Source organism: Streptomyces sp. Z423-1 (assembly GCF_013009255.1).
Taxonomy (GTDB): Bacteria; Actinomycetota; Actinomycetes; order Streptomycetales; family Streptomycetaceae; genus Streptomyces; species Streptomyces gossypiisoli.
Genome location: NZ_CP053109.1, coordinates 6,753,323 through 6,775,392, shown reverse-complemented (window position 1 = coordinate 6,775,392; position 22,070 = coordinate 6,753,323). Strand labels below are relative to the sequence as shown.

The 22,070-nt window shown below is 70.5% G+C and carries 21 protein-coding genes, 1 pseudogene and 1 riboswitch; of the genes and pseudogenes, 7 read left to right on the top strand and 15 right to left on the bottom strand.

What is annotated here, in order from left to right:
* The first annotated feature begins 101 nt into the window (after positions 1–101).
* Positions 102–1,130 carry a C40 family peptidase gene (locus HJD23_RS30390; RefSeq protein ID WP_171111883.1) on the top strand — a complete coding sequence of 343 codons (1,029 nt, stop codon included), beginning with the start codon at positions 102–104 and terminating at the stop codon, positions 1,128–1,130.
* 64 nt (positions 1,131–1,194) lie between these two features.
* Here HJD23_RS30390 and HJD23_RS30385 read toward each other — a convergent pair whose 3' ends face one another.
* The 9 genes from HJD23_RS30385 to HJD23_RS30345 form a co-directional block, all read right to left on the bottom strand.
* Positions 1,195–2,013: an IS5 family transposase gene (locus tag HJD23_RS30385; protein ID WP_171133996.1), complete on the bottom strand. Its 819-nt coding sequence runs from the start codon at positions 2,011–2,013 to the stop codon at positions 1,195–1,197.
* A 453-nt stretch (positions 2,014–2,466) separates the two neighbouring features.
* On the bottom strand, positions 2,467–3,888 hold the full coding sequence (locus tag HJD23_RS30380; protein WP_171111790.1) for an NADH-quinone oxidoreductase subunit N: 1,422 nt from the start codon (positions 3,886–3,888) through the stop codon (positions 2,467–2,469).
* Positions 3,889–3,893: 5 nt separating this feature from the next.
* Positions 3,894–5,402, bottom strand: a complete 1,509-nt coding sequence (locus tag HJD23_RS30375) for an NADH-quinone oxidoreductase subunit M (RefSeq protein ID WP_171111788.1) — start codon at positions 5,400–5,402, stop codon at positions 3,894–3,896.
* A 5-nt stretch (positions 5,403–5,407) separates the two neighbouring features.
* Positions 5,408–7,258: a proton-conducting transporter membrane subunit gene (locus HJD23_RS30370; RefSeq protein ID WP_171110575.1), complete on the bottom strand. Its 1,851-nt coding sequence runs from the start codon at positions 7,256–7,258 to the stop codon at positions 5,408–5,410.
* On the bottom strand, positions 7,255–7,560 hold the full coding sequence (gene nuoK, locus HJD23_RS30365; protein WP_171110574.1) for an NADH-quinone oxidoreductase subunit NuoK: 306 nt from the start codon (positions 7,558–7,560) through the stop codon (positions 7,255–7,257). Before nuoK ends, HJD23_RS30370 begins: the two co-directional genes overlap by 4 nt.
* A complete protein-coding gene (locus HJD23_RS30360; protein ID WP_171110573.1) occupies positions 7,557–8,126 on the bottom strand; it encodes an NADH-quinone oxidoreductase subunit J in 570 nt (189 codons plus the stop codon). Before HJD23_RS30360 ends, nuoK begins: the two co-directional genes overlap by 4 nt.
* A 7-nt stretch (positions 8,127–8,133) precedes the next feature.
* Positions 8,134–9,075 (bottom strand): NADH-quinone oxidoreductase subunit H, encoded by a 942-nt coding sequence (locus tag HJD23_RS30355; RefSeq protein ID WP_171110572.1) that lies wholly within the window; start codon positions 9,073–9,075, stop codon positions 8,134–8,136.
* Positions 9,068–10,501 (bottom strand): hypothetical protein, encoded by a 1,434-nt coding sequence (locus tag HJD23_RS30350; protein ID WP_171110571.1) that lies wholly within the window; start codon positions 10,499–10,501, stop codon positions 9,068–9,070. The genes HJD23_RS30355 and HJD23_RS30350 overlap by 8 nt, the downstream gene beginning before the upstream one ends.
* A complete protein-coding gene (locus HJD23_RS30345) occupies positions 10,492–10,842 on the bottom strand; it encodes an NADH-quinone oxidoreductase subunit A (RefSeq protein WP_232107730.1) in 351 nt (116 codons plus the stop codon). The genes HJD23_RS30350 and HJD23_RS30345 overlap by 10 nt, the downstream gene beginning before the upstream one ends.
* 149 nt (positions 10,843–10,991) lie before the next feature.
* Between HJD23_RS30345 and HJD23_RS30340 the strand changes: the two genes are divergently transcribed.
* The gene (locus HJD23_RS30340) at positions 10,992–11,210 is read left to right on the top strand and encodes a heavy-metal-associated domain-containing protein (RefSeq protein WP_171110570.1); all 219 of its coding nucleotides are present in this window, start codon (positions 10,992–10,994) and stop codon (positions 11,208–11,210) included.
* Between the two features lie 294 nt (positions 11,211–11,504).
* Here HJD23_RS30340 and HJD23_RS30335 read toward each other — a convergent pair whose 3' ends face one another.
* On the bottom strand, positions 11,505–12,269 hold the full coding sequence (locus HJD23_RS30335) for a CbtA family protein (protein WP_171110569.1): 765 nt from the start codon (positions 12,267–12,269) through the stop codon (positions 11,505–11,507).
* A gap of 16 nt (positions 12,270–12,285) precedes the next feature.
* On the bottom strand, positions 12,286–12,507 hold the full coding sequence (locus HJD23_RS30330; RefSeq protein ID WP_171110568.1) for a CbtB-domain containing protein: 222 nt from the start codon (positions 12,505–12,507) through the stop codon (positions 12,286–12,288).
* A 61-nt stretch (positions 12,508–12,568) separates the two neighbouring features.
* Positions 12,569–12,660: riboswitch (cobalamin riboswitch) on the bottom strand.
* Positions 12,661–12,773: 113 nt separating this feature from the next.
* On the opposite strand from HJD23_RS30330, the gene HJD23_RS30325 reads away from it, so the two are divergent.
* On the top strand, positions 12,774–13,367 hold the full coding sequence (locus tag HJD23_RS30325) for a histidine phosphatase family protein (protein ID WP_171110567.1): 594 nt from the start codon (positions 12,774–12,776) through the stop codon (positions 13,365–13,367).
* Between the two features lie 85 nt (positions 13,368–13,452).
* Here HJD23_RS30325 and HJD23_RS30320 read toward each other — a convergent pair whose 3' ends face one another.
* Complete coding sequence (locus HJD23_RS30320; RefSeq protein WP_171110566.1) at positions 13,453–14,091, bottom strand: DUF3105 domain-containing protein; 639 nt, start codon at positions 14,089–14,091, stop codon at positions 13,453–13,455.
* Between the two features lie 172 nt (positions 14,092–14,263).
* Entirely contained in the window at positions 14,264–16,162 is a 1,899-nt protein-coding gene (locus tag HJD23_RS30315) for a copper resistance protein CopC (RefSeq protein WP_171110565.1), read from the bottom strand.
* A gap of 410 nt (positions 16,163–16,572) precedes the next feature.
* Here HJD23_RS30315 and HJD23_RS30310 point away from each other — a divergent pair, with 410 nt between their 5' ends.
* The 4 genes from HJD23_RS30310 to HJD23_RS30295 all read left to right on the top strand — a co-directional run bounded on the left by HJD23_RS30310 (position 16,573) and on the right by HJD23_RS30295 (position 19,657).
* Positions 16,573–17,013 carry a hypothetical protein gene (locus HJD23_RS30310; RefSeq protein WP_171110564.1) on the top strand — a complete coding sequence of 147 codons (441 nt, stop codon included), beginning with the start codon at positions 16,573–16,575 and terminating at the stop codon, positions 17,011–17,013.
* 488 nt (positions 17,014–17,501) lie between these two features.
* Positions 17,502–18,155, top strand: a complete 654-nt coding sequence (locus HJD23_RS30305) for a hypothetical protein (RefSeq protein ID WP_171110563.1) — start codon at positions 17,502–17,504, stop codon at positions 18,153–18,155.
* A 372-nt stretch (positions 18,156–18,527) separates the two neighbouring features.
* Positions 18,528–18,899 carry a hypothetical protein gene (locus HJD23_RS30300; RefSeq protein ID WP_171110562.1) on the top strand — a complete coding sequence of 124 codons (372 nt, stop codon included), beginning with the start codon at positions 18,528–18,530 and terminating at the stop codon, positions 18,897–18,899.
* Positions 18,900–18,985: 86 nt separating this feature from the next.
* Positions 18,986–19,657 (top strand): DUF3784 domain-containing protein, encoded by a 672-nt coding sequence (locus HJD23_RS30295; protein WP_171110561.1) that lies wholly within the window; start codon positions 18,986–18,988, stop codon positions 19,655–19,657.
* A 24-nt stretch (positions 19,658–19,681) separates the two neighbouring features.
* Here the strand turns inward: HJD23_RS30295 and istB are convergent, their stop codons facing one another.
* Positions 19,682–20,473 carry an IS21-like element helper ATPase IstB gene (istB, locus tag HJD23_RS30290; RefSeq protein ID WP_171110560.1) on the bottom strand — a complete coding sequence of 264 codons (792 nt, stop codon included), beginning with the start codon at positions 20,471–20,473 and terminating at the stop codon, positions 19,682–19,684.
* Positions 20,473–22,010, bottom strand: a pseudogene (gene istA / locus HJD23_RS30285) (IS21 family transposase). Before istA ends, istB begins: the two are co-directional and overlap by 1 nt.
* Positions 22,011–22,070 lie beyond the last annotated feature (60 nt).

The following is a 22,070-nucleotide window of genomic DNA, read 5'->3' as shown; positions in this document are numbered from 1 at the left end:
TCTACGAATCTACTAAGTTTCTCGCGTATTTGATCGAGCCGACGGCACTGCACGGGGAGCGGTGCCTTGCCCGCGTGGGCACACAGAGGAGTTGTCGCCAGATGGGAACCCACCGCCGACCGAAGTCGCCGAGCCGTCCCCGGCTCGCCGTACTGGCCGCCTCGGCGGGAGCGTTCTCCCTGCTGTCCACGGCACAGAGCCAGGCCGAACCGAAGCCCTCCATCGAGAAGGTGCGCGAAGAGGTCGAGGAGCTCTACCACGACTCGGAGGCCGGCACCGAGGAGTACAACACCGTCCAGGGGAAGAAGGCGGCCCTGCAGAAGGCCGCCAACAGGGCACAGGAACGGGTGGCCGAGCAGCAGGCCGAGATCAACGAGATACGCAGCGAGATGGGCCCGATGGCCGCCTCACAGTACCGAGACGGTGGCCTGGACCCGAGCGTGCAGCTCTTCCTGTCGGCCGACCCCGATGACTACCTGGAGCGGGCGGAGCTGCTGGACCGTACGAGCTCCCGGCAGATCTCCCTGCTCAAGAGCCTTCAGCAGAAGCAGCGGGAGCTCGCCCAGACCCGCGCCGAAGCGTTGAAGAAGCTCGAGGCGGCCCGCAAGGCCCAGGAGCAGATGAGCGAGAAGAAGCAGGAGATTCAGAGCAAGCTTCGCAAGGCCCAGAAGCTCCTGAACAGCCTCACCGCCGAACAGCGGGCCGAGCTCAAGGCCGCGGAGGCGGAGGCCGACCGCGCCTCCGGCAGCAGCGACAGCGCCGCCACCTACGACGGTCCCGCCGGCGGACGCGCCCGTACCGCGATCGAGTTCGCCTACGCCCAGCTCGGCAAGCCCTACGAGTGGGGATCGACCGGGCCGAACTCCTACGATTGCTCCGGCCTGACCGGTGCCTCCTGGCGCGCCGCCGGCGTCTCCCTGCCCCGCACCGTCAACCAGCAGTACAACGCCGGCCGGCAGGTCGCCCGCTCCGACCTCCAGCCAGGCGACATCATCTACTGGTACAACAACAGCCAGCACAATGGCCTGTACATAGGCGACGGCAAGGCCATCCACGCACCGCGCACCGGCAAGAACATCGAGATCACCAACCTCGACTCAATGCCGTACTTCGCCGCCACGCGGCCCTGAACGCCGGACGGCGTAGCCGCCTCGTTCCCTCTCACCCACGCGCCCAGCGGTCTTAGGGGTCCTTTCAGAAAGCCGGATGCTTGCGGGCGAGGGTCATGCAGTGTGCGAGCTGAAGGAAGGCGTCATGCATGTCGTCTCGGGTTTCCCAGCGGGTCCGTAAGCGGCGAGGGCCGTGGAGCCAGGCGATGGCGGACTCGGCAACCCATCGCGCACGGCCCAGGCCCGAGCCGTGTGGCTGTCCGCGCCGGGCGATCTTCGGGACGATGCCGCGCTCGCGTAGACGGCGGCGGTAGCTGTCGTGGTCGTAGCCACGGTCGGCATACAGCGCGCGGGGCTTGCGCCGGGGCCGGCCCCGCTTGCCCCGCACCGGCGGCACGCCGTCGACCAGCGGCAGGAGCTGCGTGATGTCGTTGCGGTGTCCGCCGGTGTGCGATACCCGCAGCGGGGTGCCGTGCGCGTCGGTCAGCACGTGGTGCTTCGAGCCCGGCCGTGCACGGTCAACCGGACTCGGGCCGACTTTTGGGCTGCTTCGCCCCCGCTTGGCCGGCACGTGCGAGGCGTCAACGGTGACGCGGGAGAAGTCCAGGCGGTCCGCCGCCCGCAGCCGGTCCAGCAGCACCCGCTGGAGTTTCTCCCACACTCCGGCCTCCTGCCATTCGGCCAGCCGACGCCAGCAGGTAGGACCCGAGCCGAACCCCAACTCCTGCGGCAAGTACTCCCATTGGATACCGGTGTACAGGACGAACAGCACGCCCTGGAGCGTCTTGCGGTCATCGATGCGCTTGCGCCCCGGGTACCGGAACCGCCGCTCATGCTTCGGCAGCAGCGGCTCGATCACCGCCCACAGTTCGTCGCTGACCTCCCACGGCTTCCGCCGCGTCATGGTCACCCCCACAAAGCACGGGATCACGTCCATGTCCACCGTGCCACAAGAAGATCTTTCTGCAAGGACCCCTAAGCCGGTTCCTAGAACCGCGACCTAGCGGCTGGGCCCCGGCAGGCTCACGCCCATCGGCCATCCCTCTCCGGGACGCGATCTCCGTGCGCCAAGGCTCCCATCCTCTTTTGGTACTCGGCGGCATCGACGCGGCCATGCATCCGCAGACCGACGAGCCACTGCTCCGCGGCGGCCAGAGCGGCCCGCCGCCCCCGCAGCCTCGCCAGGGGAGGACACCGCGATTCCCCAGGCGTCACCAGCCGTGCCGTCTCGTAGAACACTGCCAAGAGGATCAGCCCGCCGATCAGTGTCGCCACCATCGCAGCCATGTCGCCTCACCAGCCCGGATGACAACATGCGCGTACCCCTGCTCAGCAGCGATGACGCGCAACGGGCCCGTCAGCGCGCGAGCGGTCCGCCCAGCACGTCCAGGACGGTCCCCCCGAGCACTCCGAGTACGACGGATCCGGTCGCCGCCCCGTAGGCGACGACGGCAGCTGATCTTGACGTCGCACCCGGATCACTCACGGGGCCACCTGCGAGAAACGCTGGGGCAATCCAGCGCAGGTAGTAAAAAAGGGAAGCCACCGTGTTGACGGCCGCGACGACCGCCAGCCATGCGTAGCCACCATCGAAGGCCGCACTGAAGGCTTCCAGCTTGCCGAGGAAGACGGCAGTCGGGGGCGTACCCACCAGGCCCAGCAGGCAGACGACGAGCGAGGCCAGCAGGGCCGGGTGCGTGCGCGCCAGGCCCCGGTAGTCGGCGATGGTGTGGGCTCCGGGGAGCGCGCAGACGACGGCGAAGGCTCCCAGGTTGGTCAGCGCGTACCCGGCCAGGTAGTACAGCAGCGCCTCCTGATCGAGGCCGGTGCGTCCGGCAACGGCCACCGGGAGCAGGAGATAGCCGACCTGGCTGATGGTGGAATACGCGAGGAGCCGTTTGACGTCCTGCTGGAAGAAGGCCGCCAGGTTGCCCAACGTCATCGAGGCGACCGAGAGCACGGCCACCAGGTCGGCCCACGGCAGGTCGGCGTCCGCAAGCGGCACGGCGGCGAGCCGGTAGAACGCCGCCAGGGCGCCGATCTTGGGGATCGTCGTGAGGAAGGCGGCCACGGGTGCTGAGCTGCCCTGGACAGCGTCCGGCACCCAGAAGTGGCCGGGCACACCTCCGGCCTTGAACAGAACACCGGCGAGCAGGGCGAGCGTGCCGACCGCCACCAGTCCCGCCGGGGCCTCGGCGAGTTCAGTGCGCAGCATGGGGTACGCCGTTGCCCGCCCGGCGGCGAGGAGGACGGTGATACCGGTGAGCATCACGACGCCGAGTAGCGCGCCGACGACGTAGAACTTCAGGGCCGCCTCGGTGCCGGGGCCGTCCTTGCGGAAACCGGCGAGCGCGTAGGCGGGCACGCTGGCCAGCAAGTAACCGGCGGCGAGGAGCAGCAGGTCCTGGGCTCCGGCCAGCATCAGGGCGCCGGCGGAGGCGAGCTGGAGCAGGACGTAGAACTCCGTCTCGCGCGGGTCGGCGTACAGGCGCGGCATGGCGAGCGCGAGGACCAGCAGCGTCGCGCCGAGGATGACGATCCTGCTGGTGGCCGTGAGCGTGTCCAGGGCGAAGGACTCGCCAAAAGCCGTCTCCACGGGCGTGGCCGCGGCCATCGCGGCGGCCACGATCCCCCCGGTGCAGGCCGCGCCCGCCAGAGCTCCGGTCAGCCACTGGCGGCGGCGCGGCAGCCACGCCCCGAGCAGTAGACCGAGCACGGCGGAGGCGGCGAGCAGGACCTCGGGCAGGAGGTCGAGGGGGTTCTCGTTCATCCCGGTCATCTCGTTCATCGCGCAAGCAGCTCCAGCACGGTGCGCGAAGCGGGTTCGATGACGTCGAGGACGAACCGGGGAGCGAGGCCGAGGACGACGCCGAGGGCTAGCAGCGGGATGATCGCGAGCCCTTCGTGGACGCGGATGTCGGGGAACGGCCGGTCGGCGCCGGGCGCGGCGACCGGCAGCCGCAGCGGGCCGAGGAAGACCTGTTGCAGGGCGCGCAGGAACAGGCCCGCGGTGAGCAGGATCCCGAGTACGGCCAGGGCGGTGGCGACCGGCTCCGGCCCCAGGCTCCCGGTGAGGATCTGGAACTCGGCGATGAAGCCGGAGAAGCCAGGCAGCCCGAGGGAGGCGAAGGCGGCGACGCCGGTCAGTGCGGCGAAGACGGGTGCCCGCCCGGCGACACCGGAGTACGCGGACATCTCGTACGTACGTCCGCGCTCGTACAGCACGCCGGACAGCAGGAACAGCGCCCCGGTCAGCAGGCCGTGGCTGACCATCTGAAAGACGGACCCGGTGACGGCGAGTCGGCGGGCCTCCTCCTGCCCGGCGCCGACGGCCCCGGCCGCGCCGATGGCAAGGATGATGTAGCCCATGTGGTTGACGGAGGTGTAGGCGACCATCCGTTTGAAGTCGGTCTGGGCGAGGGCGACCAGCGCGCCGTACAGCACGGAGACCACGCCGATGACGACGAACACGAGGGCGTAGTCGCGCCAGGCGTCGGGCAGGACGGGCATGGCGATGCGCAGGAAGCCGTAGGTGCCCATCTTCAGCAGCACGCCGGCGAGGATCGCGGACCCGGCGGCCGGGGCGTCGGTGTGGGCGGGCGGCAGCCAGGTGTGGAAGGGCACGGTCGGAGTCTTGACCGCCAGTCCGACGGCGATGGCGAGGAGGACGAGGGCGCCGTATGTCGCGCGTCCGGCCAGTGGGTTGGCGTCGGTCAGCTCGACGATGTCAAAGGTGTGGGGTTCGGCGGCCAGGTACAGGCCGATGAAGCCGAGCAGCAGGGCGAGGGAGCCGATGAAGGTGTAGAGGAAGAACTTCAGCGCGGCGCGGGCTGCCCCCTTGTGTCCCCACCCGGCGATGATGAAGTACATCGCCACGATGGACAGGTCGAAGAAGACGAAGAAGAGGATCAGGTCCAGGGCGACGAACAGGCCAAGGCACGTGGTCTGGAGGAACAGGAACAGGGCCGCGAACTCCCTGGGCCGCCGGGTCTCGCGCCACGCGTACACGGCGCAGGCGAGGAACAGCACGCAGGTGACGGCCACCAAGGGCAGAGACAGGCCGTCGACACCGACGTGGTAGCTGATGCCCGCGCTGGGGATCCAGCGGGCCCGGGTCTCGTACTGCATCCCTCCGCCGTGGTCATAGCCCGCCCAGACGATCACCGTCAGGACCAGGTCGGCTGCGGCGGTCGCCACCCAGGCCGTCAGGAACAGCACTCGGGGCGCGCTGCGCGGCACGCACAGCAGGAGGGCCGCCATGGCGGTCGGGAGCAGGACGATGGCCGTGAGCACGGCGGTCACCTCACGAGGACGAGGACGACGGCGAGGACGGTGAAGGCGGCGACCGCCTGAGCGAGGTACTGGTGCAGTTGCCCGGTCTGCGGCCGGCGGGCCCAGCGACCGAGGGCGCGGGCACCGCCCGCCACGCCCTCCACCGTGGCGTCGACGAGCCGCTCGGCCTGGGCGTTGGTCCACTGTGCCAGCCGGACCGAGCCGCGGGCCGTGCCCTCGACGGCGCGGTCCAGCACCCGGTCGTCGAAGGCGGAGAGGGCGTCGGCGAGGCGCATGACCGGGCCTACGAGGAGGGTTCGTGCCGCGTTCTCCAGGCGCAGCCAGTCGGACGCCCAGGCAGTGATCCGGCCCGGGAGGGCGAGGAGTTGGGGTCCACGCATCCAGACCAAAGCGGAGACGGCTAGCGCGAGCGCGCCGGACAAAACCAACTCCCAGGGCTCCGGGTCCGGTTGTCCCTCGCCGCCGAGCACCCGCTCGACCGCGTCCCGTACAGGCGGGAAGGACGTGACAGTCAGGGCGGCGCAAGCGACGGCCAGGGTGACCACCGGCAGCCGGGTCGCATACGGCAGCGGCTCCTCACTGTCGTCCGGTACGGGAGCGGGCTGCCAGACGAACCAGAGGGCCTTGGCGCTGTAGACCGCGGAGATCACCGCAGCGGCCAGCCCGACGACGTACAGCGCCGCGTTGTCTTCAAGGGCGCCGGCGAGGAGTACGTCCTTCGCCGCCCACAACGCCAAGGGCGGGACCCCGGCCAGGGCCAGGGCCGCAATGCTGAAGGGGATCCCGGCCGTACGATGCCGCCGGGCCGCGCCGCGCAGGGCGGGCAGGGCCTTGGTGCCGAGGGTGGTCAGCCAGGCGCCCGCGACGAGGAAGGCCAGGCTCTTCGCGCCGGCGTGCGCGATGAGCTGCAGGGTTCCGCCGGTGACCGCTCCGGCCCCGGCGGCGAGCACCATAAAGCCGATCTGTGCGCAGGTCGAGGCGGCGAGCAGCTGTTTGAGGTCGGTCTGCGCCACGGCGACCAGGCCGAGCACCACCGCCGTCACCGCACCCGTCCACGCCACGACGGGCCCGCCCCAGCCGGACTGCGCGAGCAGCGGCTCCAGGCGCAGCAGCAGATACGCCCCGGCCACCACCATGGTCGCCGAGTGCAGCAGGGCGGAGACGGGACTCGGGCCCTGCATGGCCCGGGACAGCCAGAAGCTGAACGGCAGTTGGGCCGACTTGCCGAACGCGGCCGCGATGACGCCAGCGGTGATGACCGCCGACCACGCGCCGGTCGCGTCCGGGAGCTCGTCGAGGGCGAGGGAGCCGACCTGCCCGCTTGCCAGTGCCGCCCCGGCGGCGAGGTAGAGGCCGAGGTCAGCGGCGCGGGTGGTGAGGAAGGCCGTATTGGCGGCATCGCCGCGCTCGGGGTCGCGCCACCAGTAGCCGATCAGCGCCCAGGAGGTGGCGCCCATCACCTCCCACGCCATCAGCAGGACCGGCAGCGTGGTCGCGGTGACCGTCGTCAGCATCGCGCCGCCGAACATCAGCATCAGCCCGAAGAAGCGGGCGCGCGCCTCGCCCGGTCCGATGTCCGCGACGCTGAACAGGAGGACGGCCGCGGTCACCGCCGTGACGGTCACGACCATGAGGCCCGACAGCCCGTCGACCGCGAGCCCGGCGGGAAGCCCTTCAAGCAGCGGCGCCTCGACCCGCGGGTGCTCGAACGCCACCGCGACGGCGAGGCCGAGCGCGGCGACGGCCGTGCCGACCGCGACCGCAGGGGCGTACCGGTCCGCCGGGCGTCCGACGACCGCGAGGAGCGTCCCTACGGTCAGCGGCAGCGCGACGAGCGCCCACAGCAGCGCGCTCACTCCTTCAACTCCGCCGCCATGTCGGTCACGTCGACCTCGCGGGTTCGGAACAGCGCGGTGACGACGGCGAACCCAATGGCCATCTCCACCGCCATGACCGTGACCGCCAGGACGACCAGAACCTGCCCGTCGGCCGCCGCCGGGGCGATGTAGTGCCACCCGGACGCCGCGCCGACGATGACGCCGCCCAGCATCAGTTCCAGCCCCATCATCAGCATCACGATCGACTGCTGGGTGAGCGCGCCGAACAGGCCGATGCTGAAGAGAGCCGCTGCGAGCAGCAGAAAGAGTTCCAGGCTCATCGGCCCATCCCTCCCCGTACCGGGTCGTCGGCGGTACGTGCCTTGAGGTCGTCGCCGAAGCGGTCGTAGCGGCCCCGGCGCGTGGCCAGGACGACGGTCGCGACGATGGTGGCGAACAGGGCGAGGCCCAGGGTCATCATGGTGAGCATCTGCGGCCCCATCAGCGACAGGCCCAGGTCCATGGTCGGATCGGCCGACGGCCTGCCGCGCCGGGACGGCCACGGCGCGAGCAGGATCCCGGCGGCGAGGACGGCGAAGACCGCCGCGCAGATCACGGCCGCGCCCTTCGTGTTGTGCACCATGGTCATCGGCATGAGCCCGGCCGGGTTCATCATGTACATCACCATGAACACGGCCATGATGGCCATCTCGATGGTCATCATCAGCACGATCACGACCCCGAGGTAGTCCAGCCCGAGCAGCAGCACTTCACCGCCGACGCACAGCAGAGAGGTGAGCAGCGCGTACGTCGCCCGGGCCATGGAGTCGAACCGGAACACCATGACCCCACTGGCCACCGCCAGCAGAGCCAGCACCCAGAAGACCACGTCGTCCAGCACGGGCATCACCTCCTCATCGGTTCAGGACGACGACGGCCACGAACAGGGCCTGAAGCAACGTCAGCGGCACCAGCACCATCCACGCCAGCTCCATGTACCGCTCCATCCGCAGCACGGGCAGCAGCCTGCGCCCGGCCACCAGCAGCGCCAGCACCGCCGCGGTCTTGAGCAACGTCCAGGCCCAGCCCGGCAGCAACGGGCCGTGCCCGCCGCCGAGGAACAGCGGCACGCTGAAGCCGGCGGTCACCACGAGCAGCATCCACCGGCCGCCCAGCAACACCAGCCGGTCCACGCCCGCCAGTTCGACGGCGGCACCCCCGGCCGCATCCCGCGTGAGCGGGTGCGCGAACGGCCCCCAGAAGGCCATCGCGAGCGCACTCAGCAGATAGACGACGAACGCGGCCGGCATCCACACCACGAACCACAGCCCGTCCTGAGCCGCGACCACGTCACCCACCCGGAGCGACTCGGCCCCCAGCGCGGCGGTGGTGATCGCGAACATGTGCGGCAGTTCGTACGCCAGCCCTTGGGCCAGAAACCGGTAGCCGCCGATCAGCGACAGCGCCGAGTTCGGCCCCCATCCCGCCAACCAGACCGCCGCCCAGGCCAGCGCCTCCATCGCGTTGAACCACACGACGCCGACGGACGGATCACTCACGGCACGGAAGCCCCACGGCAGTACGGCACCCGCGAGCACCGCCGCCACCGGGACCAGCACCACGCCCAGCCTTCCCAGAAGCCGGTCGGCGGCCGTCGTACGGCGCGGCTGCTGAACGAGCAGCCGCAGAGCCTCGCGTAACGGAGCCAGCGCCCGCAGCCCCGCCTCCCGGACACCGGCGGGACCGCGCTCGGCCGCCCCGGTCAGCACCGCGTCGAACCCAGCCGTGATCACGGCGGCCACGGCCAGGGCGACAGGAAGGACGACGGTCGCCCACAGCGGCGCTGCATCAGGCATGGGCCGCTCCCGGCAAGGGCGCGAGCGCAAGTTCCTCGATGTCGGGGTCCAGGCTCGCCACAATGATCCGCGTGCAAGCGAACTCCGCGCCGGTCAGCAACTCCGGAAGGACGTCGAGCAGCGCCTGCGACGGCGGCTGCGCTCCGTCCAGGCGTCCGCGCGGGCCGGTGAGCTCGTCCGGCGTCAACGGCCGTTTGTCGCCGAGCACTTCGAGGCCGCGCTCGATCTCGTCCAGCCAGATTCGCAGTCGGTCGTACGCGTCCCCGTCCGCAACGAGGGCCGGCCCGGTCACTCCTGCCTCGACCGCTCTGGAGGACGACAACTTCCCCAGCCCGGCGATCGACCAACGCAGGGTGCGTGACCGCCGCACTCTGCGCAGTACCCCGCCCAGTTCGCCTCCCATCCCCTCACGCGGCGCTCCCGACAGCAACTCGTCCCGCAGCCGACGGCACCGCCCTGCGACATCGTCCAGACCGACGACAAAGAGCAGCCGCCCCACACTGTCCAGATGCGCGGCACAGCGCCGACGCGCCGCACTTCCCCTGGTGACCTCCTCGCCCTGCGCCGCCCGCAGCCACGGCTCGTCCCAGAAGGGCAGGCGATGGCCGGACGGTACGGCGAGATGATCGACCTCGACGTCCTGCACGACGTCTCCTTGCAGAGTGAGTCGGAGAACGAGCCCCGTTGGCCAGTCGACCAGGCCGGGGCCGATCGGTACATGCAGCTGATCGAGCCTCAGCTCGTCCCGGTCGTCACCCCGTTCGGCCATCGGCAGGCCTGCCACCTCGCCCATCGCGTGCATGTCGTGGCCCATGTGGCCCATATGGCCGGAATGGCTTTCGTGCTCCATGTGGTCCATGTGCGGGGCATGGTCGTCGGGCCGGTGGTTCTCGTGACCCTCATGGCCTGGGTGCGCCGCATGGTCGTCGTGGCCGTGGCCCATGGAGTGGTGCGGATGGCCTTGATCGTCGGGTACTGGAGGCGGCGAGCTGCCGTGGTGCGCGCCGTGGCCGTGATCATCACCGTGCCCGCGGTGCTCCCCTTGCGCACGATCGCCAGGGTCGCCCGCCGCAGCCTCCTGCTGATCGTCTCCGTTGGCCTGTCGTGGAGTGACCGATCTGTCGGTCAGATCCCTCCGCGCCATCTCGAGCGCATGGGCGGCATGACCGGTCTCTTCGATCACGGTTCGCACGGCCGGCTCCGGCATCGATCGCTCGATGCCGTCCAGCCACTCCGCGTCCCGCGGCTCCGGGGTGCCGCAGACGACCAGCAGGTCGGCGTCGGCCGGGGCGCCCGCCACCGGCCACCCCCGCCGACGTACCTCTGCCTCCACCTCCAGCCGGATGTCCGTCGCTCCAGGTAGCGCGACCGCCAGCACCGCCGGGCGCTGCATCGCCGTACGCCGCAGAAGGTCTCTCAGGTCCATCGCAGGGCTCCCTCGCGCCAGGCGTACGCCACCGCGGCGAACAGGATCCCCAGGAAGAGGAACATCTCCACGACGGCCGTGGTGCCCACCTCCGAGACGACCTTCACCCACGGGTACATGAAGAGCATCTCCATGTCGAAGGCCAGGAAGATCATGGTGACCGCGTACCAGCGCACATGGAACCGGGACACAGCGTGCTCGCCCGGCTTGAGACCCCCGGCGAAAGGACCGGTTTCGAGGGGCGTCCGCCCTGCCGCCAGCCACAGGCCCAGTCCGTAGAGGAGAGCCAGCCCGGCAACGACTACACCGAGAAGGACCAGCATCGGCTGCCATGCGTCCATCCCGCCCGACCTCCGTTCTCGGCGTCATACGGTGAGCCACCGCGCAACTAAGGACCTTAGTGGTGGGAAGTCCCCAGGAACACTCCCACCTCAGGAGGAAATTACCCCCTGGGGGTATCATGGGGTCCCGATTGGGAAGGAGCAAGCACATGGTGCAGAAGGTGTACGGCGTCAAGGGCATGACATGCGCTCACTGCGTCCAGGCCGTGAGCTCCGAACTCAGCGGCCTCCCCGGAGTCGAGGACGTCCAGGTGGATCTGCCGTCGGGCCAGGTCACGGTGACGAGCGAGCAGCCGCTGGATCCCAGCGCCGTCGCCGCCGCGGTCGACGAGGCCGGCTACGAGCTCGTGGGTGGCGAGAGGCAGTGAACCGGCAGGCAGAACTGCTGCGCCGGGCAGTCGGTCATCCTGTCGTCAGGCTCACGGCCGCGGCGCTTCTCCATGCCGCGGCTTCCCGGCTCGCGGATCCCGGAGCCGTCCCGGCGCGAAAGCCCTGCGCGTGCGGCGACGCCGCGCGCACGCTTCGCTGAACTGCTGCGGTCACCCGGTCGAAACCGCGCGGCCGGGGCCAAGGCCGCTTCGCCCCTCGGTCCTGGAAGACGGCTGGACCCGCCGGGCGCGCCCCCGGCGGGTCCAGCCGCAGTGCCGTACGGCGCTGCGTCGTCAGGCAGCCGGTGCGGACAGCTCCGCGCCCCGGCCAGCCGGGGCGGTGGGCCTCGGCTCCAGGAAACGCTCGGCTAGGTAACCGAAGAGCAGGCCGAAGGCCGCCCAGAGCAGGGCCTGAACGCCGAGGGAGGCCATGCGGAACTCCCACAGATCCGTGGCCGGGAAGCCGTTGGGCACGTTGTCCCCAGACGGCAGGAACACCATCGCGACCGTCACGGCCGCCACGAAGGCCAGCCCGGCGGCTATGGAGGCGTTCCAGTTGCCCCAGCCGGGGGCGAGGCGGCGACCCAGCAGCACGGCCGCGATGCCGAGCAGGACGCTCAGCGCGATCATCAGGAAGTACAGGGCGGTCCGCTGGTCGAGGGTGTCGGGGTCACCGACAGCGGGCGGGTTCGCCGGGTACTTCAGGGTGGGCACCAGGTAGACGGTGAGGAACGCGGCGAGTGCGGTCAGGGCGGCCGTGGCCCGGGCGCCGAACCGGCCGATCCGGCCCAGCGCGAAGCAGAACGCGAGGGCGGCGATGCCGCCGACGGCCACGCCGAAGACGAGGACGCCGGTGGCCAGCCCCGCGGTCGACTGCACCGACCGGCTGACCAGCTCCTCCCCGCCGGCGGCGTGGTGAGAGTTCGCCTCCTCGAACGCGATCGCCGCGTCGACCGACCCCTCGCCGACGAAGTACGCGAAGGCGAAGGCCAGCATGCCGGCGCCGAGGCCCGCGAGCATGCCGCGCACCAACAGGGCACGCACAATGGCGGAGTTCATGGGTGTCCGCTCCCCGTCAGTGGCAGGGGAAGCCGAGCAGGTGACGGCCGTCGTGCACCCACTCGTGGACGCCCTCTCCGGAGAAGACGGCGAAGGCGCCCTGCTCGGCGCCGACGAAGTAGAGCAGGACGAGCATCAGGAGGCCGAAGAACACGGCCCAGGGCAGGATGGCTCGAACGGGCAGCGGGGCTGTGACGGGCAGGGCGGCGGGGGCAGGGGCGGCAGTGGACTGCGCCATGGCGAGACCTCCTCGGGAACACGCGTCCCGTGTCATGTGGAGCACTCGACGACGGCATCGGGTCTGACTCACCGCCATCCCCCTGCACCCCCTTGGGGGCAGGAGCCTGCGGCACACAGTGGCGCGACCGTGCCGGGCTTGCACCGGACTTCCGAGGCGCCGTCGTCCTTGTCGCCCAGATCGTAGGGGCACGGCGACAATCAGCCAACATGGCGTGCGCCACCTACCATGGGCCGGCCGGTGCGGACCCGGTGAAGGGGGCTCTCATGACAATCCGGCTCACGCTGTTGTGCGCCGCCGCGCCCACCGCGCGCGAGGTGCGCTTCGCCGACACCCCGCTCGACGAGCGGGCACTGCGGCAGGCGCGCACAGCCGCTGGATCCCTGCCCACAGCGACCGTCCGATACGCCGCGCCCTCGCAGCGGTGCCGCCAGACCGCCGAGGCGCTGGGATGGGACTCCGCCATCACCGAACCGGCGCTGCGGGACGTGGACATGGGCCGCTGGTACGGCCGTACGCCGGAGGAACTCGCCACCGCGGACGCCGCCGGGTTCACCGCCTGGCTGAGCGACCCAGAGGCCGCACCGCACGGTGGCGAGTCCGTGGCCGACGTGTGCCGCAGGGTCGCCGACTGGCTCGATGCGCTGTCGGCCGATGCCGGGCGGGTGGTGGCCGTGGTCGAGCAGGCGGTGGCGCGTGCCGCGGTGATCCATGCGCTTGACGCCCCGCCCGCGTCGTTCTGGCGCATCGACGTACCGCCCCTGGCCGCCGTCCAGCTCACCGGGCGGGCCCGGCGGTGGAATCTGCGGATGGGAACCGTCCTCGCCGGCTCGCCTGTAGGCGACGGCGAAGACGGCTAAACCGTCCTGCGGAAACGGACGTCGCAGGACGATGGCTGCGCCCGCCGTTTACCCACGTCGCGTCCCCGGTCGTCGTGCGGAGACTCTATGAGGACGTCCCTCCGGTGCAGGGGGCGCCCGGCTCGGGCGTCTGCGCGCCCTGGACGTACTTGTCCAGGAACTCGGCGACCCGCAGGTCGGATGCCTTGGCCACCTTCAGTTGGTGGCCCCACGCGGTCAGTGCGATCGGTGCCGACTGGTCCTTGTAGGGGCTCATCAGTGTGTACGGGGTTTTGGACACCCTCTCCTTCAGGGAGGCCACGTCGGCGTCAGTGGCTTTGTCGCTGTAGGTGATCCACACCGCTCCGTGCTCCAGGGAGTGCACGGCGTTCTCCTGGCGTATCTCCTTGTCGTACACGTTGCCGTCGCAGTTCTGGAAAACGGCGTCGTGGTCGCCGCCTGCGGCCGGGCTCATCGGATAGTCGACGTGGTTCCTGGCCAGTTTCGACCAGGTCTGCTCGCTCTGAACCGGGGCGGCCTGCTCCTGCTCTTTCTGTTCATTCGTGTCGAGCAGATACCAGCCGCCACCGACGATGCCGCCGAGGATCGCGACGGCCACGGCGATGGTGATGATTCTGGTGCGACGCTCGCGGGCATGGTCGGCGCGCCGCATCTCCTCGACGATGCGGGCCCGCCGAGCCGCCTTCTGTGTCGCCTTTGGCTTCTTGGGGTTGGCGGGTGCCATGGGATGTCCTTCGCTCCGCCGTCTGGGCAGGAACGGCGGTTCTGCGCGATGTGACCCGGGGATGTGATCGAGGGCCCGGACTGTCGGGGGCTGCGCGTGACGGCCTGGCCATGTCGTCTTCTCCCCGTCCTCCACCCAGCGCGACTACCGGTCGGCCGCCGCCCCGGACGGTCTACGGCTCGGGATAGGTGAAGGTGCGGCGGATGAAGTGGTTCGGAGCAACCAGGGTCTCCCGGGTAACGCGGTCCTGCTCATCCAGCGTAAGTTCGAGTGCGAGCCGTTCGCCTGGGTAGCCGAGCGCGAGCACGGTGTTGCCTTCGGCATCGGTGAACCGGGAGCTGAGCGGCGCCGCGCCGCTGGCGTACGGCTCAGAGTCCACGAACTGACCACCAGTGACCTCAAGCCGGGTCGGGGCGGCCATGGCCCGAGCGGCGTCGCTGGCCACCTGCTCGTGCAACGTGAACGTACCGGCCGCACGCATCGCCTTCACCGTGCGGGGGAGCAGGTCCGTGTCCGGGCGTACGGGCCACATCACACGCAGTGTGTCCCGGCCCCCGCCCCAGCCTTCTGCGCCGACCCGCACGGACAGCAGGTTGAGGCCCTTGCGCCAGGTCACGGGGGCGTAGAAGCAGCCCTCGCCGCAGCCGCGCGCGGCGAGCGGCCGACTGCGTCCCTCCGATGTGGTCAGGGTCAGTCCGGCTTCATACAAGAGGCCCGGCTCGGTGGCGTCCGAGAGGTCGGTGTCGGGAGCGGTCAGCCGCACCACCACCTGCCCTTGACTGGCGGTGGCGGCGATGCCGATCTGGTCGGCCCGCCCGCCCACGGTGATGGCGTTTCCGCTGGGTAGCGGCGCGAAAGGCAGAGCGGCGTTCTTGTCCCGCGGCGGCTGGGTCACGCCGAGCCACGCGGTGGCGCCGAGCACCGCCACCAGCGCCGATGCCTCCACCCGGGCCAGCAGGTGTGGGGCGGTGCGTGACAGACGCCGACGGGCGGCCAACGCCAGTGCGCACACGCCGACCACCAGGGCGAGCTTGATCGTGAGCAGCCGCCCGAAGTCTGTGTCCAGTAGTTCCGGCGGGGAGACCAGGAGCAGGCCGGAGAGCGCGCCGGTCGCCAGCACGACGATGACGAGTGCGAGGGCGAGGCGGGCGTAGGCGCCGAGAGCCGCCCGTGCGGGCGGCGCCCACCGCCAGGTCCGCCCCACGCGCAGCACGTGGACGAGGGCACCGATCCACACGGCCGCCGCTGCGAGGTGGACTGTGGTGAGTGCCGGTCCCCACACCGCGGACTCAGCCGCCGGATGCGCCCGCAGTCCCTCGGCCACCACCGCCCCGCACAGCGCGCCGACCGCCAGGCGCCACCGTCCGAGTCGCAGCGCAAACAGGGCGCCCAGCCAGCCCGCGACCTCGACCAGAGCCAGGATGCCCGGCCGACCGCCGAACACAGCGGAGGCGGATGGGGAGAGGAGCCCCCGCACCAGGCTGCCGCCCCCGGCGATGAGCAGCGCCAGCCCCAGCGACGCCGCCAGGCCGGCTACGGCACCGGGCAGCGCCCACGACCGGGGAGCGACAGCCCCTTCCGGGGCCTGCCGCCGTGCGACGATCCGCTCGCCGACCACCCCGCCCAGCGTCAGCCCGAAAGCCGCGAACAGCACCCAGCGCAGCACGGCGGTCGTCGGGGCCCCGGCAACCTGCTGCCCGCCCGAGGATGCCCCGGCTGACAGTCCGGCCGTGGCGGAGCCCACCGCGAAGCGGTATGTACCACTCATCACGTCGCCGTCTTCGGCTGCCGCCTGCCAGGCCACCGCGTACACACCGGGCTTCATCGCGGAGCGAACCGGCGCCGCCAGCTGCCTGCCGCCCTGGCTGCGGGCAACCGCGCCGAGGGTCACGGGCTTCCCGTCGGGTGCTGATACCCGTAGAGTCCTGGCCCCGCTCGGCTGAACCGGTTCGTCGAAGACGAGGGAAATCGCCTTGGGCGCAGCGGGCACGGCGCCCTCGATGGCGGGTGAGGCAAACAGCAGCACGGCGTGCGCCTGCGCCGACGGGGTCGCCGACAGCAGTCCGGCCATGGCCAGCAGAGCCGCAGCCGCCAGGCGAGCGGCCCAGCCTGCCCGCGCCGCACCACACATCCCAAGCACCTAAGTTCTCTAGTAGATCGTGGCGGTCAAGCTATCAGCCGAGACACGTTGACCTGGGGCCAGGTCCAGCCCGGAATCCGCGCGACCTGCCCCACGGCGCGTGGGGCAGCGAGCAGGTGTCCCGGTTGCCGAGGCGGGCTCCGCGATCAGCACAGGCGGGCGATACCAGAGCCCGGCGCGCTCCCTCGCGACAACCCCAAGCCGCGTCGCACGACGAGGGCTACTCACCACCACCCGGACCAGCACAGCTTGCCGCCCGGTCATCGAGCACCGGTACATTGATGCGCCGCGACAGTAGAGGGAAGGTGCCATATCGGCGCCACGGCGAGATGACGGAGCGTATGAGCTACAGGGCCAGGGCGGAGCGAGGCGTCGTCGGGCGCCTGTTCCTGCTGCTGCTCCTCGCCCTCGGCCTGATGCACCTCCTCGCCCACGCAGGCGACACCGGCGTCGGCCACGAACGCGAGACCGTCGCTCATGCTCACGCGGTTCAGTCCGAGCCGACCACACCAGGTAAGGCGATCCCGCTCGTCGCGACGGTGTCCGTCGAGCAAGACCATCACGGCACCGAGGGCACGACGGATCTCGGCCTCTGCGCGGCTGTCATCGGCTGCTGCGCTCTGCTGGCGATTGGCGGTAGGCGACTCCGCGGTCGCCGCATCGCCCTGCTCCCCCTGCGCAGGAGGCGAAGGCGAGCCGCGCGGTCCGGCCTGTTCCGACCACCAGATCCACGTCTCTCGCGAGGCGCAGGTATCGCGCAGCTGGCAGTCCTGCGGATTTAGGCCGCCGACACGGCGTGCAGGCCGTGTCCTTCCTCGTGCGACGTCGTACGACGCAATCAGGCACCACCCGGGGTCCGGCACCCTTCGCGGTCCGGGCCGGGCGGCGTACGCCTGGGCACTCCTGCCGCTGATCCGACGCATCCCTGCCACGCATGCCCTCGGCGGACCGGGCACGCCTTGCCGCGTGCCGGCCGACCCGCGAAAGGCCCCTCCTCGTGACTCAGCCCCACCTCGTCGACCGTGTCGGCGTGCCCGCCCAGCCGCAGGCACGCCACCCTCACCCGCAGCAGTACCAGCAGCAGCCCTCGTATCAGCCGCACCCGCCACGCCAGCAGCGGCCGCATGGCCATGTCCGACCGGATGTCCAGCCCGCTCCAGCTCCTACGGTCTCGGAGTCCAGCCCGCGTCAGCACCAGACGTCGGAATCCGACGCCCCTCCCCCGACCGGTGGCCGCCGGGCACGTCGGCGGGCGAAGAAGCGGACGCCGGTGATCGGCGACTACCTGGGGTATGCCACGACGTTCGTGGGTGCTGGTCTGATCAGTGGCGCGGTGGTGCACCATCCGCTGGACCCGGACCGGTACACGGTGATCGCGCTGGTCGGCGCGGCTGTCTTCCTGGGTGCGACCTTGCTGAACGAATTCCTCCTCAAGCGGCAGCGGCCCAGCGCCTCGAAGGTGGTCGCGATCGTGCTGGCCTCGCTGGCGCTGTCGTTCGGCATCGGCATGCTCAGTGGCGGGATGCAGCACTTCGAGGACTTCCCCGAGCGGGCGGCGATGCTGATCCCGTTCGGGCTGGCGCTGTCCTTCGTGGCGTACGTGCTGCGCTACGACCCCGCGCGCTGGCGCAGCATCATCGGCCCGACCGGGCTGCTGGTGCTGGTCACCGCGGCGGTCGCCTTCATCGGGCTGCGCGGTATCGCCGCCGACATGGCCGCCGAGTCCGGCGGTGGTGGACACAGCCACGGCGAGGAGACCACCAGCGAAACGGAGACGGCGAAGACAGACGACGGTCATACGGAGGACAGCCACACCGAGGACGCCGGAACGACGGTGCCCGAGGGCTCACCCGGCGCCGAAAGCACCGAAACCGGCGCAGGCGAGGAAGGAGCCGGCCATGCGGAGGACGGACACGCCCACTGAGTCGGGGCGCCCGTGGCCGGGGGCTGCAGCGATGGACACCCGCTGCGGCTCCCGGCACCGGTGGAGCGATCACTTGATCCGGTTGACCGTTCCTTCGACCGGGCCGGAGTTGCAGTCGGTGGTCAGCCCTGTGGTCACCGCGTCGCAGCGATGGCGGCCGGCCTCTGAGACCTCCGCTTGCTTCTACGCCCAGACGAAGGTCATCAACAGCCCCGACAGCAGGCCTGATGTGGCCTTCCTCCCAGTACGGGGTGGGCGCGCTCCCGCTGGCCATTTCGGCACCAAGCCCGCCTATGGTCGTGCAGCGTGATTTCAGGCCAGGTCCGTCGCGACGACCACACGGGAGCGTTGCTGCGGGCAACGCTCCTCGTGATGGTGCTTGCCGTATTCGCGATGCACGCCCTGGTCTCACACCAGCACGTCCACAGCGGGCACGCCGCCGCGTTCCCGCTCATCGACGCAGGGGAGAAGACTCAGCACGCTCACGCTGACGTCACCCCCGGGGACACCACCGAAACCCCGGACAGCCCGGACGACGAAGCCCCCTACAACCACGGCGGAGCCGGAGAGTGCTGCCTGGCGCTGCTGTGCATATTCGCCGCCCTGCTCGCGTTCACCCTCAGACACGGGGGCTCCAACCGCGTCCTCTACGCGCTCCGCCGATGGGCAGCACCCACGCATCCCTGGATCAGCCGCAGCGGCGACCCACCGTGCATACACCAACTTTCGATCCTGCGCTGCTGAGAGCCGGACCAGCGTGACGCCGCACCGCTGGTGTCGGCGCGCTTCTGCCTGCTCTCACCTACCAAGATCTGAAAGGCCTTACCCGCATGACGACCGTTCTCGAGCCCGAGCGCCACCAGACTTCCGCCTCGAAGCATCGCCGCCCCACCTTCGACAAGAAGTCGCTCCCGGCTCGCTACAGCGGCCAGATGCTCTACTTCATGGGCGCCGCCCTCATCGCCGGCGCCGTCGTCCACTACCCGATCGATCCGTCGCTGTACACGATCATCTGCGTCGTCGGCGCCTTCGTGTTCCTCCTCGGCACCATCGTCAACGAGTTCGTGCTGGCCGACGAGCGTCCGAAGCTGGGCCAGGCAGTCTCGCTGGTGGCGTTCTCCCTGTTGCTGTCCTTCGGTGTCGGCTTGGTCGGCGGCGGCATCCAGCACTTCGAGCAGTTCCCCGAGCGCAGCGCCTGGATGACCCCCATCGGCCTGCTCATGTCGTACGTCGCGTTCGTCGCCAAGGACTCCAAGGGCCGCTGGCGGCACCTCGTCAGCCCGTTCGCGGCCGTCGTCGTGGTCATCTCGGCCCTCACCTGGCTGGGCATGACCTCCCTCGCCGGCTCCAGATTCCCGCTGAGCAGGACCAGGCTCCCGCTGAGCAGGACCGCCCGGCCGAGGCACCCGCCGAGTGTCAACGGCCATTCCGTTCTCCCCGTAGGCGGCCAGGAGTTCGCCCCACTGGCGGCCATCGAGATGTCCCCGCTGGCGGCCAGATAATTCCCCGCCCTCGGGTCGGTCGGGTCAGCTGAAGGGCTTCACTCCCTGTCCGCTGGTGGCCTGGGTGAGCCGGTAGCTGTCACCCTGGGTGACGACGATGTGAGCGTGGTGCATGAGCCGGTCGACCGTCGCGGTGGCCAGGGTCTTGGGCATGATCTCGTCGAATCCGGAGGGGTGGAGGTTGCTGCTGACGGCGACCGAGCGTCGTTCGTAGGCGGCGTCGACCAGGCGGTAGAAGCCCTCGGCGGCGTCCGGCGAGACTGGCAGCAGGCCGATGTCGTCGACGATGATCAGGTCGGAGCGGATGATCTTCGCGAGGGCTCGGGCGATGGAGTCGTCCGCGCGGTGCCGGCGGACCAGGACTCCGAGGTCCTCGATGGTGAACCAGGAGACGGTCAGTCCGGCCTCGACCGCGGTCTGGCCGAGTGCCTCGGTGAAGTGGCTCTTGCCCGTGCCCGAGGGCCCGCAGATGCAGAAGTTCTCCCGACGCCCGATCCATTCCAGGGACTTGAGGGCGTCCTGGGTGGGCCGGGGAATGGCGGACTTGGTCTCGTCCCAGTCGCCGAAGGTCTTGCCGGTGGGGAAACCGGCCCGCTTGCGGCGGGTGTGGAGATTGGCCCGGTCGCGGCCGGCGGCTTCCTCGGCCAGCAGGACGCGGACGACCTCGGCCGGGTCCCAGCGTTGGGCCTTGGCGGTGGGGATCAGGTCGGCCAACACCCGCCGCAGGTGCGGGAGTTTGAGCCGCCGGGTCAGCTCGATGGCCTCGGCGAGCGGGTCGCCGTTGGTGCCGGGAACGGTGCGAAGTGGGGTGGCCATCAGGCGAGATCGCTTTCGTCGTACTCGGAGACGTCGGAGGCGGGCTGGGTGGGCAGGCCGAAGGAGGACCAGGCGGAGGTGCCGGGCTGCAGGGAGTGTTCCTCGCTGCGGCGGACGGGTTCGGTGTGCTCGCGGGTGGCCTGGTAGTCGACGATGGACAGCAGGTCCTTGTCCGCGAACCGGCCGGTGACCGCGGCGGTGCCCAGGGCCCGGTCGACCTCGGCCACCGAGTAGAGCTTGGACAGGGCGACGGCCTCGGCCATCTTCGCCTTGATGCGGCGGACCCCGCCGGCCCCGGCTTCGACCAGCCAGGACGCGGCCCCGGGACCGAGCTGGAGGAAGGCAGCCTCTTCCACCGAAGTGGCCTTCGGAGTGCGGTCGTTGTCCTTGTTCTCCCGCGGCGGGTAGTGGGCGTCATCCAGGACCGGGGTGCCCGGCTGGCCGCGGCGGTGGCGGGCGGCCTCGCGGGCCGAGCCGTCCTCACCGACGGCGGTGACGATCAGTTCGTCGCCGTGGAAGCGGGCCCAGACCCGGTTGTCGATCAGTTCGTGCGGAACGGAGTAGCGGACCCCTTCGACCGAGATCGTGGACTCCCAGTTCACCCGCCGGGTGGTGCCGAACGCAGCGGTGAACGGCCTCCTCGGCAGCGGGTGCAGTCGCTGCCGTTCCTCGGCGAGCCGCTCGGCCGGCTTGCGTCGAGTCGCCCGGTGAGGGCGGGAGTTGACCTCGTCGCAGAACGCGCGGCAGGCCGCCTCCAGCTCGCCGAAGGTCTTGTAGTGCTCGCGCAGGTTGACGTCCTTGGGCACCAGGTCGGCCTTCGCGATGCGGACCGTCGCCTCGGAACCGCCCTTCGTCTCCGGGTCCGCGGGCAGGCAGGTGCGTATGGTCGTGCCGTAGTGCCGGGCGACCTCGACGATTTCCGGGTTGCGGACCGCGATCCCGGCGACGTGGTCGGTGGTGACCGTCTTCTCGTTGTCCGTCAGGACGTAGGCCGGCACTCCGCCGATGCGGCGGAACGTCGCGTCCAGACACGAGGTGACCGTCGGCAGCGTCTTGTCCCAGATCGGGATCACGATCCGGAAGCGGGACCAGGCCAGCCAGGCGCACCACAGGATGGTCTTGCGGCCGGCGATGGTCGGTCCGTCGCCGAAGTCGTACTGGATCCACAGCCCCGGCTCGGTCACCCACGGCCGATAGACCCGCCGCCGACCGGCCCTGAACTGGGCTTTCGCCTCGGCAACGGTGCGGCGGGTGGTGCGTTCCCCGCCGGTGAAGCCCATCGCGACGATCCTCTTGTGCACCACGTCTGCCGGATCTTGCCGTGCGAACGGACCACCAGTTCCTCGATCTTCGGCAGATAGTCGTCGATCGCGCGGGCCCGGTGACGGCGCTGGTCGGGGTGCTGGCCGGCGGCCCGCATCTTCACATAGCGGGCCACCGTGTGGTGGTCGACGCCGGTCAGTTCGGCCGCGGCGCGGTAACTGCCCGTGAGGTCGTACGCCTCAAGGATCTCCATGATCTCCCTGCTGTTCTTCACCCGCCCGAGCCTCGCCGAGCGGGATGCGTCCAATGCGAGCGGGGAGATATCTGGCCGTAC

Excerpts from the sequence above, each read along its gene's own strand:
- HJD23_RS30380 (WP_171111790.1), bottom strand. The coding sequence starts at position 3,888 with ATGACCGGGATGAACGAGAACCCCCTCGACCTCCTGCCCGAGGTCCTG.
- HJD23_RS30295 (WP_171110561.1), top strand. The coding sequence starts at position 18,986 with ATGACGACCGTTCTCGAGCCCGAGCGCCACCAGACTTCCGCCTCGAAG.
- HJD23_RS30315 (WP_171110565.1), bottom strand. The coding sequence starts at position 16,162 with ATGGCCGGACTGCTGTCGGCGACCCCGTCGGCGCAGGCGCACGCCGTG.
- HJD23_RS30390 (WP_171111883.1), top strand. The coding sequence starts at position 102 with ATGGGAACCCACCGCCGACCGAAGTCGCCGAGCCGTCCCCGGCTCGCC.
- HJD23_RS30385 (WP_171133996.1), bottom strand. The coding sequence starts at position 2,013 with ATGACGCGGCGGAAGCCGTGGGAGGTCAGCGACGAACTGTGGGCGGTG.
- HJD23_RS30340 (WP_171110570.1), top strand. The coding sequence starts at position 10,992 with ATGGTGCAGAAGGTGTACGGCGTCAAGGGCATGACATGCGCTCACTGC.
- istB (WP_171110560.1), bottom strand. The coding sequence starts at position 20,473 with ATGGCCACCCCACTTCGCACCGTTCCCGGCACCAACGGCGACCCGCTC.
- HJD23_RS30300 (WP_171110562.1), top strand. The coding sequence starts at position 18,528 with ATGGTGCTTGCCGTATTCGCGATGCACGCCCTGGTCTCACACCAGCAC.
- HJD23_RS30320 (WP_171110566.1), bottom strand. The coding sequence starts at position 14,091 with ATGGCACCCGCCAACCCCAAGAAGCCAAAGGCGACACAGAAGGCGGCT.
- HJD23_RS30335 (WP_171110569.1), bottom strand. The coding sequence starts at position 12,269 with ATGAACTCCGCCATTGTGCGTGCCCTGTTGGTGCGCGGCATGCTCGCG.
- HJD23_RS30345 (WP_232107730.1), bottom strand. The coding sequence starts at position 10,842 with ATGGACGCATGGCAGCCGATGCTGGTCCTTCTCGGTGTAGTCGTTGCC.
- nuoK (WP_171110574.1), bottom strand. The coding sequence starts at position 7,560 with ATGAGCCTGGAACTCTTTCTGCTGCTCGCAGCGGCTCTCTTCAGCATC.
- HJD23_RS30355 (WP_171110572.1), bottom strand. The coding sequence starts at position 9,075 with ATGCCTGATGCAGCGCCGCTGTGGGCGACCGTCGTCCTTCCTGTCGCC.
- HJD23_RS30360 (WP_171110573.1), bottom strand. The coding sequence starts at position 8,126 with ATGCCCGTGCTGGACGACGTGGTCTTCTGGGTGCTGGCTCTGCTGGCG.
- HJD23_RS30350 (WP_171110571.1), bottom strand. The coding sequence starts at position 10,501 with ATGGACCTGAGAGACCTTCTGCGGCGTACGGCGATGCAGCGCCCGGCG.
- HJD23_RS30325 (WP_171110567.1), top strand. The coding sequence starts at position 12,774 with ATGACAATCCGGCTCACGCTGTTGTGCGCCGCCGCGCCCACCGCGCGC.
- HJD23_RS30310 (WP_171110564.1), top strand. The coding sequence starts at position 16,573 with ATGAGCTACAGGGCCAGGGCGGAGCGAGGCGTCGTCGGGCGCCTGTTC.
- HJD23_RS30330 (WP_171110568.1), bottom strand. The coding sequence starts at position 12,507 with ATGGCGCAGTCCACTGCCGCCCCTGCCCCCGCCGCCCTGCCCGTCACA.